Annotated in this window: 15 protein-coding genes; 7 read left to right on the forward strand and 8 right to left on the reverse strand. The window is 63.6% G+C overall.

What is annotated here, in order from left to right:
- The first annotated feature begins 38 nt into the window (after positions 1-38).
- Together PMI42_RS29210 and PMI42_RS29215 are read left to right on the forward strand one after the other, a co-directional pair.
- Positions 39-2,396 carry an Orn/Lys/Arg family decarboxylase gene (locus PMI42_RS29210; RefSeq protein WP_008141131.1) on the forward strand — a complete coding sequence of 786 codons (2,358 nt, stop codon included), beginning with the start codon at positions 39-41 and terminating at the stop codon, positions 2,394-2,396.
- A 6-nt stretch (positions 2,397-2,402) separates the two neighbouring features.
- A complete protein-coding gene (locus tag PMI42_RS29215) occupies positions 2,403-2,981 on the forward strand; it encodes a GNAT family N-acetyltransferase (RefSeq protein WP_008141133.1) in 579 nt (192 codons plus the stop codon).
- A 3-nt stretch (positions 2,982-2,984) separates the two neighbouring features.
- On the opposite strand, the gene PMI42_RS39785 is transcribed toward PMI42_RS29215, so the two are convergent.
- The gene (locus tag PMI42_RS39785) at positions 2,985-3,197 is read right to left on the reverse strand and encodes a hypothetical protein (RefSeq protein ID WP_008141135.1); all 213 of its coding nucleotides are present in this window, start codon (positions 3,195-3,197) and stop codon (positions 2,985-2,987) included.
- 134 nt (positions 3,198-3,331) lie between these two features.
- Here PMI42_RS39785 and PMI42_RS29225 point away from each other — a divergent pair, with 134 nt between their 5' ends.
- Both PMI42_RS29225 and PMI42_RS29230 read left to right on the forward strand, forming a co-directional pair.
- On the forward strand, positions 3,332-3,661 hold the full coding sequence (locus tag PMI42_RS29225; RefSeq protein WP_035966972.1) for a type II toxin-antitoxin system RelE/ParE family toxin: 330 nt from the start codon (positions 3,332-3,334) through the stop codon (positions 3,659-3,661).
- On the forward strand, positions 3,658-3,939 hold the full coding sequence (locus PMI42_RS29230; protein ID WP_008141141.1) for a helix-turn-helix domain-containing protein: 282 nt from the start codon (positions 3,658-3,660) through the stop codon (positions 3,937-3,939). The genes PMI42_RS29225 and PMI42_RS29230 overlap by 4 nt, the downstream gene beginning before the upstream one ends.
- Positions 3,940-3,954: 15 nt before the next feature.
- Here the strand turns inward: PMI42_RS29230 and PMI42_RS29235 are convergent, their stop codons facing one another.
- Positions 3,955-4,395: a flagellar basal body rod protein FlgC gene (locus tag PMI42_RS29235; protein ID WP_008141142.1), complete on the reverse strand. Its 441-nt coding sequence runs from the start codon at positions 4,393-4,395 to the stop codon at positions 3,955-3,957.
- 117 nt (positions 4,396-4,512) lie between these two features.
- Positions 4,513-5,562, reverse strand: coding sequence for a hydroxyacid dehydrogenase (locus PMI42_RS29240; RefSeq protein ID WP_008141144.1), 1,050 nt, complete (start codon positions 5,560-5,562; stop codon positions 4,513-4,515).
- A 244-nt stretch (positions 5,563-5,806) separates the two neighbouring features.
- On the opposite strand from PMI42_RS29240, the gene PMI42_RS29245 reads away from it, so the two are divergent.
- The 3 genes from PMI42_RS29245 (at position 5,807) to PMI42_RS29255 (ending at position 7,426) form a co-directional block, all read left to right on the forward strand.
- A complete protein-coding gene (locus PMI42_RS29245; protein WP_008141147.1) occupies positions 5,807-6,367 on the forward strand; it encodes a thiamine pyrophosphate-binding protein in 561 nt (186 codons plus the stop codon).
- Positions 6,368-6,375: 8 nt separating this feature from the next.
- On the forward strand, positions 6,376-6,972 hold the full coding sequence (locus tag PMI42_RS29250) for a thiamine pyrophosphate-dependent enzyme (protein WP_008141149.1): 597 nt from the start codon (positions 6,376-6,378) through the stop codon (positions 6,970-6,972).
- A gap of 76 nt (positions 6,973-7,048) precedes the next feature.
- Positions 7,049-7,426 carry a VanZ family protein gene (locus tag PMI42_RS29255; protein WP_008141151.1) on the forward strand — a complete coding sequence of 126 codons (378 nt, stop codon included), beginning with the start codon at positions 7,049-7,051 and terminating at the stop codon, positions 7,424-7,426.
- 44 nt (positions 7,427-7,470) lie between these two features.
- On the opposite strand, the gene PMI42_RS29260 is transcribed toward PMI42_RS29255, so the two are convergent.
- From PMI42_RS29260 to PMI42_RS29280, 5 genes are all read right to left on the reverse strand, one after another.
- Positions 7,471-7,854, reverse strand: a complete 384-nt coding sequence (locus PMI42_RS29260) for a DUF1236 domain-containing protein (RefSeq protein WP_008141154.1) — start codon at positions 7,852-7,854, stop codon at positions 7,471-7,473.
- 114 nt (positions 7,855-7,968) lie between these two features.
- Positions 7,969-8,856, reverse strand: coding sequence for a 2-hydroxy-3-oxopropionate reductase (locus PMI42_RS29265; RefSeq protein ID WP_008141156.1), 888 nt, complete (start codon positions 8,854-8,856; stop codon positions 7,969-7,971).
- Positions 8,857-9,071: 215 nt separating this feature from the next.
- Positions 9,072-9,857 (reverse strand): hydroxypyruvate isomerase, encoded by a 786-nt coding sequence (hyi, locus tag PMI42_RS29270; RefSeq protein WP_008141159.1) that lies wholly within the window; start codon positions 9,855-9,857, stop codon positions 9,072-9,074.
- Between the two features lie 12 nt (positions 9,858-9,869).
- Positions 9,870-11,660, reverse strand: coding sequence for a glyoxylate carboligase (gene gcl, locus PMI42_RS29275; protein ID WP_008141160.1), 1,791 nt, complete (start codon positions 11,658-11,660; stop codon positions 9,870-9,872).
- Positions 11,661-11,812: 152 nt separating this feature from the next.
- Positions 11,813-12,575 (reverse strand): adenine deaminase C-terminal domain-containing protein (locus PMI42_RS29280; RefSeq protein ID WP_008141163.1); only part of this gene is annotated, 763 nt, incomplete at its 5' end.

Genomic DNA, 12,575 nt, shown 5'->3' on the forward strand with positions numbered 1-12,575 from the left:
TGCCGAGAGCTGTGTCTTCGGTACATTCGGGACAGACAATGGACTATTTCAAGCGCTTCAACTTCCTGTTCGCCGCCCCCGTGTTCGACGCCGACGACCTCGAGGGCGTCCGTTTCAACCAGATCATCGAGGAGATCCAGCGCTCCGGCTTCGAGGTGGTCCGGGCCCGCAAGCTGGAGGACGCCGAGATGGCGGTGCAGACCGACGCCGCGATCGGCTGCATGGTGGTGGACTGGGGCAAGAAGGGCCTGGAGGGCAAGACCTCGGCGCTGATCAATTTGATGCGGCGCCGCGGCCTCGACTTCCCGATCATCCTGCTGATCCGGCGCAAGCGCTTCGAGGATTTGCCGGTCGAGGTGCTCGACTTCATCGACGGCTATGTCTTCCTGTCCGAGGAGACGCCGACCTTCATCGCCAAGAATTTGATCAGCCGGCTCAAGCAATATGCCGAGACGCTGAAGACGCCGTTCTTCGGCGCGCTGGTCGACTATGCCGAGGAAGGCAACCAGCTCTGGACCTGCCCGGGCCACAATGGCGGCGTGTTCTACAACCGCAGCCCGATCGGGCGCGTGTTCGTCGAGCATCTCGGCGAATCCGTGTTCCGCGACGACCTCGACAATTCCGTGCTCGACCTCGGCGACCTCCTAACCCATGAGGGCCCGGCGCTGAAGGCGCAGAAGGAAGCCGCGCAGATTTTTGGCGCGGAGAAAACCTATTTCGTCCTCAACGGCACCTCGACCTCGAACAAAGTCGCGCTCGGCGCACTAGTCACAGACGGCGACCTCGTGCTGTTCGACCGCAACAACCACAAGGCCGCCCATCACGGCGCGCTGATGATCAATGGCGGCATTCCCGTCTATGTCTCGACGATCCGCAACGCCTGGGGCCTGATCGGCCCGATGCGCTGGGACGTGCTAGACGAGAAGGCCCTGCGCGAGGCGATCCGTAACCATCCGCTGGTGACGGACAAGGAATCCTGGCGCAAGGAGCGGCCGTTCCGCGTCGCCGTGGTCGAGCAATGCACCTATGACGGCTCGATCCACAGCGCCGAGATGATCCTGAAGCGCATCGGTCATCTCTGCGAATACATCCTGTTCGACGAGGCCTGGGCCGGCTTCATGAAATTCCATCCGCTCTATGCCGGCCGCTTCGCCATGGGGCTGGCGAATCTTCCGCCGGAGGCACCGGGTATCATCGCGACGCAGTCGACCCACAAGCAGCTCGCGAGTTTTTCGCAGGCCTCGCAGATCCACATCAAGGACCGCCATATCCGCGGCCAGAAGCGCCGCGTCGAGCACCGCCGCTTCAACGAAAGTTTTATGCAGCACGCGTCCACATCACCCTTCTACCCGCTGTTCGCCTCGCTCGACGTCGGCGCGCAGATGATGAAGGGCCGCTCCGGCGAAGTGCTCTGGGACGACACGATCCGCCTCGGCATCGAGCTGCGCAAGAAGATCCGGGCGATGCGCCGCGAGTTCGAGGAGAAGGAGCAGAATCCGGACCGGCGCTGGTTCTTCGAGCCCTTCGTGCCCGATCGCGTCGCCATTCCCGATGTCAGCCGTCCCGGCGGCGCGCACAACGTTGCCTGGGAGACGCTGTCCACCGACGAGCTCGCGACCAATCCTGCGCTGTGGCAGCTCTCTCCCGATACCAACTGGCACGGCTTTCCCGATCTTACGGAAGGCTTCGCCATGACCGACCCGAACAAGCTGACGCTGCTCACCCCCGGCTTCGACCGCACCACCGGCGCCTATGCCGAACACGGCATCCCCGCGCCGGTCGTCGCGCAATATCTGCGCGAAAATCGCATCGTCCCCGAGAAGAACGACCTCAACTCCCTGCTCTTCCTGCTCACGCCGGGCGTCGAGGCGAGCAAGGCCGGCACGCTGATTTCCGGCCTCGTCGCGTTCAAGAGGCTGCATGACGACAATGCGCTGCTGGCCGACGCGATCCCGGAATTCTACCAGCGGCGGCAGGCACGCTATGCCGGCGTGCGGCTGCGCGATCTCTGCGGCGAGATGCACCGTTTCTTCAGGAACGCCAATGTCAGCGCGCTCCAGGCCCGGCAGTTCATGCCGGAGCACATGCCCGAGATTGCGATGTCGCCCCGCGATGCCGCGCGCTATCTGTTCAAGAACGATGTCGACTATCTGCCGATCGAGGCGATCGCAGGCCGCATCGCCACCACGCCCTTCGTGGTCTATCCGCCCGGCATCGCCACCATCGTGCCCGGTGAGCGGCTGACGGAACGGGCCAAGCCGATGGTGGATTACCTCAGGATGTTCGAAACCTGCTTCAACACATTTCCGGGCTTCGAGGTCGAAATCCAGGGCATCTACAAGGAGATCGATGCCCAGGGGCGCATCGGGCTCTATACCTACGTTGTTGCCGAGTAGGTGCCGATGAACGAAACTGCGATTGCGCGCACGGATGACGAGCCGGTCCTGATCCGCCCCTCACGCGAGGGCGACGTCGAGGCGATGCTGGCGATCTACCGCCATCACGTCCGCACTGGCGTGCCCCGCGACGTCGAGGGAACCGGCGCGCCGGAGCCGGACGATCTGCGCGACCGGCGCAAGAATTTGAAGCAGACCCGCCTGCCGCATCTGGTCGCGACCTGGCGCGGCGAGGTCGTCGGCTATGCCTATGCTGTGCTGTTCCGCAAGCGTCCGGCCTATCGCTACACCGCCAAGCACTCGATCTATGTCCACCACGCGCATCTCGGCCGCGGCGTCGGCCGGCTGCTGCTCCAGGGAATGATCGACACGTGTGCGGCGGCCGGCTTCCGCCAGATGATCGGCTATATCGATGCCGACAATGCGCCCTCGCTGGCGCTGCACGAAAAATTCGGCTTCGCGCGCGCCGGCCTGCTCTGCGGCGTCGCCTATCGCCACGGCCGCTGGTCGGACACGGTCATGGTGCAGCGCTCGCTCGGCGCCGGGACGACGGCGCCCCCGCCTGTCACTTCGCCGGGTCGGTAGGCCTCACGAGGGAAAGTCAGCCGGTCTGACGTGGATGCGATCGGCATGCAGCGACCAGTGATGCAACGCCTGGTCCTTGCAGAATTTTGCCTTGGCCCGCTCGGTGGCTTCGTTCTCGTCGGTGGCGTCGATCTCGAGCGTACCCTGACAAACTTCGCATTGCCGGCCGTACTCCCCGAGCACGTCCTTCATGAACCTGACGACATAAGTTGACATGGGACCTCCTGCTGCCCGGCAGCACTCTAATCCCATTTAGCCAGAATGCGGGAGAGGGATTTTGACGCGGATCAAGGGCAACTCACTTCGGAGCGCGGGATTGCGAACTATACAAAATATTGTATAATCCAGCTATGAAGCCGATCGAGTTCCGAGGCACCGCACTGGACGATCTTCGCCAATTTCCCGGTACGGCGCGGCGCCAAGCTGGTTTTCAACTCGATCAGGTTCAGCGCGGGCGTCAGCCCGACGATTGGAAGCCGATGAGCAGCATCGGCCAGGGCGTGCAGGAGATACGAATTCGCGATGAATCCGGAGCGTTCCGGGTCCTGTATGTCGCGAAGTTTGAACGCGCGATCTACGTGCTGCACTGTTTTCAGAAGAAGGCCCAGAAGACAAGCAAAGCGGATCTGGACGTCGCGCGACTGCGCTACAGAGATTTGTTGAAGGAATTGAACCGATGACCAAGAAGCGCTTCACCAGTGTTTGGGACGCAATCGAGGATACGCCGGCGGAGGCCGCGAACATGAAGCTCCGTTCGGAGCTGATGCTGGCGCTGCGGGATCACATCGCCGGTATGAAACTCAATCAATCGGAAGCCGCGAAGCTGTTTGGTGTCACCCAGCCTCGCATCTCTGACCTGATGCGCGGAAAGATCGAACTGTTCGGTATCGATACTCTCGTCAATATGGCGGCTGCGGCTGGGCTCAAGGTCGAAGTTCGGGTTTCAGAAGCGGCTTAGGGCCGACCTCAGCCATCACGTCTTAATATCGAGCAGCGACTCCGTCGTCTCGGCGTAGGCCTGAATGACCTTCGCATTGGCAATGAAGCTGTACTTTGCGACCGCCAGTTCAGCGAATTCGCTGGCGAGATCGACGTTCGGCGCGGCGACCAGGCCGTCCTGGTTCGCGAAGGGAGCGCTCGGGTCGGATTGCGCGGTATAGCTCGGCGACACCGCCGACACGGTCGCGGCCGTACCGCCTGGCGTCGAGCCGCTCGATTGGGATACCTGATCGACTCGCAGCGGCACATAGGCCGCGGGAAATGTTGGAGCAATGCCCCCACCGGCCGATGTGCCCGATGCGCCTGATGCTGGCAGCGGGCCGGTCGTGCTAACGTTGGCGATATTGCTCGCAGCCACGCTCACGCGCAAACTCGCCGCGGAAAGTCCTGACGTCGCAATTGAAAGTATGCTCATGATCCCTGATCTACAGGACAAGTCATACGCGTTCACTCACGCCATCAGTAAAATCCGCCGCTTTCTGTTTTCATCCTCGTAACCACCGATCGGAGCGCGATCGAGCCTCGCGCGCCCTTACCCCGGCGTGACGCCAAAAGCCTGCTTGAAGCGCTCGGCGTAGCGCGGCCAGACCTCGGGGTTGATGATGCGCGGCGGGCGCTTGCCGTCGAGGGTGTCCAGCACCTGCTCGGCGGCGATGCGGCCCATGTTCTGGCGCGCCTCGATGGTGACTCCGGCGGTATGCGGGCTCGCCAGCACATTGTCGAACTGGAGCAGCGGATGCTCCGGCGGCGGCGGCTCCCTGGACCAGACGTCGAGGCCGGCACCGGCAATGCGCTTGTCGCGCAACGCCTGGAGCAGCGCGTCCTCGTCGTGAATGAAGCCGCGCGCCGTGGTGATGAAATAGGCATGCGGCTGCATCAGCGCGAATTCCCGCGTGCTGATCATGTTGCGGCTCTTCTTGTCGAGCGGACATGAGATCGAGACGAAATCGGCGCGGCGCAAGAGCTCGTCGAGCTCGACCTTCTCGCCGCCCCGCTCGGCCATCACCTCGGCCGTCAGGTACGGATCGTAGGCCAGCACCTTCATGCCGAACAGGCCCTTGCAGAGAGCTGCGATGCGGCGGCCGACATTGCCGAGGCCGATGATGCCGACGGTCTTGTGCTCGATCTCGTTGCCGATGAGCTCGTTGCGGTTGACGTTGGAGTCCCTGCGGAGCTTGCGGTCGGACTGGATGATGCGCTTGGACAACGTCAGCATCATCGCCAGCGCGTGCTCGGCGACGGAATGGGCGTTGCCGCCGGACTGGTTGACGACCAGCACGCCCGCATCGGTGCAGGCCTCGACGTCGACGGGGTCGAAGCCCGCACCATTGCTGGAGACGAGCAGCAGGTTCGGCGTGCGCTTCAGGAGGGCGGCATCGACATGGAAATGCGGGGCCAGTTCGTCGCGCGCGGCACCGATCTGGTAGACATGGGCCGCGCTCAGGATCGGCGCGTAAAAATCCTCGGGGCTCTCGTTCTCGATGCGATCGAGCCGAACGTCGGGCCGCGCCTTCAGGATGTCGATATAGATCGGATTGGCCAGATATTTGACGTAGAAGACGCGCTTGCTGTTGACGGACATCAGGACCCTTCCGGCTCTCTCGAGGAGACCCGCAAGGCCAGCGCAAAGCGCGCTCCGTCCATGCGTCCCTCCCATTTTCTCGTTGTCGCCGCTTATGACATGGCGGTGCCGGCCTCGGCAGGCCGTCTGGCGCAGATCACGGTGCCGGCCCGGACATGTTGACAAACCTGCTGCCTGCGTCAAGTTCGGCAGACCGCCGCGACGGCCAACACCAAGAAGCATGCGCGGCTCGAGGGAGAACGCAATGCCAATTGCGGAACAGCAGACGCAGGCGACACAGGGGTCCAGCGACAAGAGCTGGCATGGCATCGTCCTGCAAACCCTGAAGCGGAACGAGATCAGCCTGATCCCCTACGTGCCCGACCGGGTGCTGACGCCGCTGATCAAGAATTTGCACGCCGACCCCTTCTTCACCACCTTTGCCACCGCCCGCGAGGAAGAGGCCGTCGGCATCGTCTCCGGTGCCTGGATGGGCGGCCGGCGCGGCGCCGTGCTGATGCAGACCTCCGGCTTTGCCACGCTAGCCAACACGCTGGCCTCGCTCGCGGTGCCCTACCAGATCCCGCTGATCATGTTCGTGTCCGAGCGCGGCACGCTCGGCGAGTTCAATTACGGCCAGTCGCTGGTCTGCCGCACCATGCGGCCGGTGCTGGATTCGCTGGCGCTGGAGCACCACACCATCACAAGGCTCGACGAGCTTGAATTCATCGCCGACCGCTCGATCAAGCAGGCCGTGACCACGCAGGCGCCGGTGGCGCTGATCCTCAACCCGCTGCTCACCGGCGGCAAGACGTTCGACAAGTGAGCGCCACCATGAAGACGCGCAACACCAAGATCATGAACCGGTTCGACGTGACGAAGCGCCTGATCGCGAAACTCAAGCATCAGGAAGCGGTCGTCGGCGGCATCGGCAACACCAATTTCGACCTCTGGGCCGCCGGCCACCGCCCGCAGAATTTCTACATGCTGGGCAGCATGGGCCTTGCCTTCCCGATCGCGCTCGGCGTGGCGCTGGCGCAGCCCGATCGCCGCGTGTTCGCACTCGAAGGCGACGGCTCGCTGCTGATGCAGCTCGGTGCGCTCTCGACCATCGCGACGCTGAAGCCGAAGAATCTCATCATGATCGTGATGGACAACGGCATCTACCAGATCACCGGCGCGCAGCCGACGCCGGCCGCAAGCGTGGCCGACATCGTCGCCATCGCCACCGGCTCGGGTCTCGCCAGGAGCTCCTGGGCCGCGGACGAGGAAGATTTCGAGCGGCTTGTCGACGAGGCCATGTCGGCCTCCGAGCCCAGCCTGATCGCCGTCCGCATCGACGACAAGCCGGGCGTCGGCACCACGAGGCGCGATCCCGTGCAGATCCGGGAGCGCTTCATGCACGGCCTCGGCGTGCGCGAGCCACTTTAACGTTTGGTCATTAACTACACGGCGATCTGATCCGCAGCCCGCGGCAGGCCCTACAAATCCGTGCTAAGCGGTGCGGATGTCCATTTTCGTCCGTTTCTTTGCCTGGCTCCTCGCAGCCGCCGTCACTTTCGCGACCCTCGGCCCGCCTGGCCTCCGGCCCCATTCCGACCTCGGCCAGGACGGCGAGCATGCGCTCGCCTTCATCTTGGTTGGATTGGCCTTTGGCCTCGCCTATCGGAGCCGTCGCTGGGCCGTCGCCGCAATGGCCGTGGTCCTGATCGGCGTGCTGGAGCTGCTGCAATTCTGGGCGCCGGGACGACATGCGCGACTGGAAGATTTTCTGGTCGATGCCGGCACCGCGTGCATCGGCTTTGCGCTCGCTGCCATCGTCGATTGGGTCATGGCGCGCTTCCGCGCAACTTCACCCTTGACGAGCGAAGGCCCCGCGGAGTGATGCTCCGCAGGGCCCGGCATTTCAAAGCATAAAGCTCCGATCGATCAGTCGATGATCTTGACGACGCGGCGCGTACGCGGCTCGACGATCACACGGCGATCGTTCACGACCGCATAGCGATATTCGGTGTAGTTCGGCACGGGACGCAGCACCACGGTCGGGGGCAGCGGCTCGCCGACCACGACGCGCTCCTCGACGACGACAGAATCGCTGCGGGGGATGCCGCCCAGGATCGCATTCGGGATTTCGAGGCCGGCGCCGACGGCCGCACCGACGGTGCCACCGACCATCGCGCCGATCGGGCCGCCGACGTCGCCGCCCGCGCGCGCGCCGTCCCTGGCGCCCTGTTCGGTCGTCGACTGGGCAAAGGCTGCGCTCGACGCCAACAGCGAGGCGGCAGCCAACGTAATCGCAAGACGGGTTTTCATGTCCACACGCTCCAGTGTTTGTTGATGCGCCTTCAACCGCGGGACCGGAGCATTGTTCCAGTTCCGCAGCGGTGAAAAATGCACCGTTTCCGGAGAGTGTTACCCGGTAACAGTTCAGCCGGCGGCGATCTCGTGGCCCGCCATCAGTTCCAGCGCGCGCACCATTGCCGAGTGATCCCAGCCCTTGCCGCCATGCGCGGTGCAGGACGAGAACAATTGCTGCGCCACCGCCGTGCTCGGCAGCGACAGGCCGAGCGCGCGCGCGCCTTCGAGCGCGAGGTTGAGATCCTTCTGGTGCAGCTCGATGCGGAATCCGGGATCGAAATTGCGCTTCACCATGCGCTCGCCATGCACTTCGAGAATGCGCGACGAGGCAAAGCCGCCCATCAACGCCTTGCGCACCAGCGCGGGGTTCGCCCCGGCCTTTGACGCGAACAGCAGCGCCTCGCTCACCGCCTCGATCGTCAGCGCGACGATGATCTGGTTGGCAACCTTGGTGGTCTGGCCATCGCCATTGGCCCCGACATGGGTGACGTTCTTGCCCATTCTGTCGAAGATCGGCTTCATGGTGCCGAAGGCGCGCTCGGGACCGCCGACCATGATGGTGAGGCTCGCAGCCTTCGCTCCGACCTCCCCGCCCGACACCGGCGCGTCGAGATAGTCCGCCCCCAGCGCCTCGATCTTTTTCGCGAACTCCTTGGTCGCCAGCGGCGAGATCGAGCTCATGTCGACGACGATCTTGCCTTTTGAGATTCCGCTCGCGACGCCGTCCTTGCCGAACAGCACGGCCTCTACATGCGGCGTGTCAGGCACCATGATGACGACGGCATCCGCCTCCTCCGCGACTTCCCTGGCCGATTTGCAGGCGATGCCGCCCGCGGAAATCAGCTCGGGCGCGACCGGTGCGACGTCATGCAGGAGCACGCGATGGCCCGCGGCCAGAAGATGGCCGGCCATCGGCCGTCCCATGGTGCCAAGTCCGATGAAGCCGATGTCGATCATGTTTTTGATGTCTCGCAGTTGGAGTAGCAAAATTTATCCGCGCGCTCGGTGCACCTCTCCCGCTTGCGGGAGAGGTCGGCGCGAAGCGCCGGGTGAGGGCTTTCTCCGCTTGGGGATTTTCTCGGCACGCCTCAGAAGATCCCATCGCGGAGGGAACCCTCACCCCAACCCTCTCCCGCAAGCGGGAGAGGGAGCGCACTACCGATGTGTCCTTCTCACGTCTCAAACGTCTGTGCCGCGTGCCAGGACAGGCCTTCCAGCGTCGTGGTGCGCGGCTTGTATTCGCAGCCGATCCAGCCGCGGTAGCCGATCGCGTCGAGATGGCGGAACAGGAAGGGATAGTTGATCTCGCCGGTGCCGGGCTCGTTGCGGCCGGGATTGTCGGCGAGCTGGATGTGCGAAATCTGCGGCAGATATTCCTGCATGGTGCGGGCGAGATCACCCTCCATGATCTGCATGTGGTAGATGTCGTACTGAATGAAGAGATTGTTCGACCTGACCTCGGAGATCAGCTGCACCGCCTGCTCGGTGCCGTTGAGGTAGAAGCCGGGAATGTCGAGCGTGTTGATCGGCTCGACCAGCAGCTTGATGTTTTCGCGCGCCAGCGTCGAGGCGGCAAAGCGCAGATTTCCAACCAGCGTTTCCTGGAGCTCGCGCGGATCGGCATCGACGGGCGCGATGCCGACGAGGCAGTTGAGCTGCTCGCAATCGAGCGCCTTGGCGTAGTCGATGGCGCGGAACACGCCGTCGCGGAATTCGCTGGTGCGAGCGGGCAGGATCGCGATGCCGCGCTCGCCCTTGGCCCAATTGCCGGCGGGGAGATTATGCAGCACTTGTGTCAGGCCGTGAGACTCAAGCTGTTCGCGGAGCAGCGCCTTGTCGACATCATAGGGGAAGAGATATTCGACCCCGGCAAAGCCTGCCGCTTTCGCCGCGGCAAAGCGGTCGATGAACGGCATCTCGTTGAAGAGCATGGTGAGGTTGGCGGCAAATTTCGGCATGATGTTGTCCCCCTATTCCGCCGGCTGAAGCACGCTCGCGCGCTTGGTTCCGACCTCGTCGAGCGGCAGATCAAGCACCTCCTCGAACTCGACGATGTTGTCGATCTCGGTGCCCATCGCGATGTTGGTGACGCGTTCGAGGATGAACTCGACCACCACGGGCACGCGATGCTTGGCCATCAGCTCGCGCGCGGTGGCAAACGCGGCCTGAGTATCTTTCGGATCGGTGACGCGGATCGCCTTGCAGCCGAGGCCTTCGGCGACGGCGACGTGGTCGACGCCGTAGCCATTGAGCTCCGGCGCGTTGACGTTCTCGAAAGAGAGCTGGACGTGATAATCCATGTCAAAACCGCGCTGGGCCTGGCGGATCAGGCCGAGATAGGAATTGTTCACGACGACGTGGATGTAGGGCAGATTGAACTGCGCACCGACCGCGAGCTCCTCGATCAGGAACTGGAAGTCGTAGTCGCCTGACAGCGCGACGATCTCCCGATCCGGGCATGCCGCACGCACGCCCAGCGCGGCGGGCAAGGTCCAGCCGAGCGGCCCGGCCTGCCCCGCGTTGATCCAGTTGCGCGGCTTGTAGACGCCGAGGAATTGCGCACCGGCGATCTGCGACAGGCCAATCACGGTGACATAGGTGGTGTCGCGGCCGAATGCCTTGTTCATCTCCTCATAGACGCGCTGCGGCTTGATCGGGACGTTGTCGAAATGGCTCTTGCGCAGCATCGTCTTCTTGCGATCGCGGCAGGATGCGGGCCACGCCTGGCGCTCGCGGAGCCTGCCTGACCGGCGCCACTCCCTGGCGACGGCAACGAACAGCTCGAGCGCGGCCCTGGCATCCGAGACGATGCCGAGATCGGGATTGAACACGCGCCCGATCTGGGTCGGCTCGATGTCGACATGCACGAAGGTGCGGCCCTTGGTGTAAGTTTCGACCGAACCGGTGTGGCGGTTTGCCCAGCGGTTGCCGATGCCGAGCACGAAATCGGATTCGAGCATGGTGGCGTTGCCATAGCGGTGGCTGGTCTGGAGGCCGACCATGCCGGCCATCAGCACATGATCGTCGGGGATCGCGCCCCACCCCATCAGCGTCGGCACGACGGGCACGTTGGCGATCTCGGCGAATTCGACCAGCAGATCCGAAGCGTCGGCATTGATGACGCCGCCGCCCGAGACGATCAGCGGCCGCTCGGCGGCGTTGAGCATCTCCAGCGCCTTCTCGACCTGTTTTCGCGTGGCAGTGGGCTTGTAGACCGGCAGCGGCTCATAGGTCTCGTCGTCGAACTCGATCTCGGCGAGCTGCACGTCGAGCGGCATGTCGATCAGCACCGGCCCCGGCCGGCCCGAGCGCATCACGTGGAACGCTTGGCTGAACACCCGCGGCACCAGCGCCGGCTCGCGCACGGTCACCGCCCACTTCGTCACGGGCTTTGCGATCGACTCGATGTCAACGGCCTGAAAATCCTCCTTGTAGAGCCGCGCCCGCGGTGCTTGCCCGGTGATGCAGAGGATCGGGATGGAATCGGCGATCGCCGAATAGAGCCCGGTGATCATGTCGGTGCCAGCCGGCCCCGAGGTGCCGATGCAGACGCCGATGTTACCGGCCTTCGCCCGCGTATAGCCTTCCGCCATGTGCGAGGCGCCCTCGACGTGGCGCGCCAGGATGTGGCGGATCGAGCCGCGCTTCTTCAGCGCCGAGTAAAGCGGATTGATCGCGGCCCCGGGAACACCGAAGGCGGTAGAGATGCCCTCTTTCTCCAGGATACGCACGGCCGCATCGATAGCTCGCATCTTCGCCATATCGGACCTCGCTCGAGTTGCGTCAGCGAGCGAGATCATCAGGTGTGCAGGATGCGATCTCAACGAGATCGATTTTATTTTCCACGATGCGGCAGCCGTGGAAAAAACACGGTGGTCTCAATCAGTTAGATCAAGAGATGCGTGAAAGCCGATCACTCGAACAGCGGCGCCAGCTCCATCTGCGGGACCAGCACCAGACCCTTGTCGGTGATGCGAATTTCCGGAATGACCGATAGCGGAATGAGATTGAAGCCCATGTAGGGGATGGTGCAGCCGGCTTCCGCCCATTCCTTCTTCAGCACCTTGACCTCTTCGGCCACTTCGGTGACGCGCTTGTCGGACAAGAGGCCGGCGATCGGCAGCGGGACGAGCGCCCTCACCTTGCCGTCGGCGACGACGCAGACGGCGCCCTGCTTTTCCTTGATGGCGGCGATTGCAACCTGCATGTCGCCCTCGTTGGTGCCGGCGACGATGATGTTGTGGCTATCGTGGCCGACGCTCGAAGCGACCGCGCCGCGCTTAAGTCCAAAATCCTTGAGCAGGCCATAGGCGACGTTGCCGGCCGATTTGCCGTGGCGCTCGACCACCGTGACGAAACACAGGCCGTAGCGCGCGAACAATTCCGGCCAATCCTTGGCCGGCTCGATCTTGACCTTCTCGTGGATCAGCGTGATGCCTGGCAGCGCGGTCTTGATCGCGTTGACGGTACAGGCCTTCGCCGGCAGCTCCGGCGTCAACTTCAGCTTCTCCGGCAGCTTCACGGTGGCATAGGCCGCCTTCGGGTATTGATAGCGCTGCGACAATGCCTGATCGAGACGCGGCGTGATCTTGCGGTTCTCCACCACGAGCTCGCCGCCATACCAGGTCGATTGCGGCTTGAGTTGATCGTCCATCAGCACGAGATCGGAAGAGCGT

Source organism: Bradyrhizobium sp. YR681, from assembly GCF_000282615.1.
Lineage (GTDB): Bacteria > Pseudomonadota > Alphaproteobacteria > Rhizobiales > Xanthobacteraceae > Bradyrhizobium.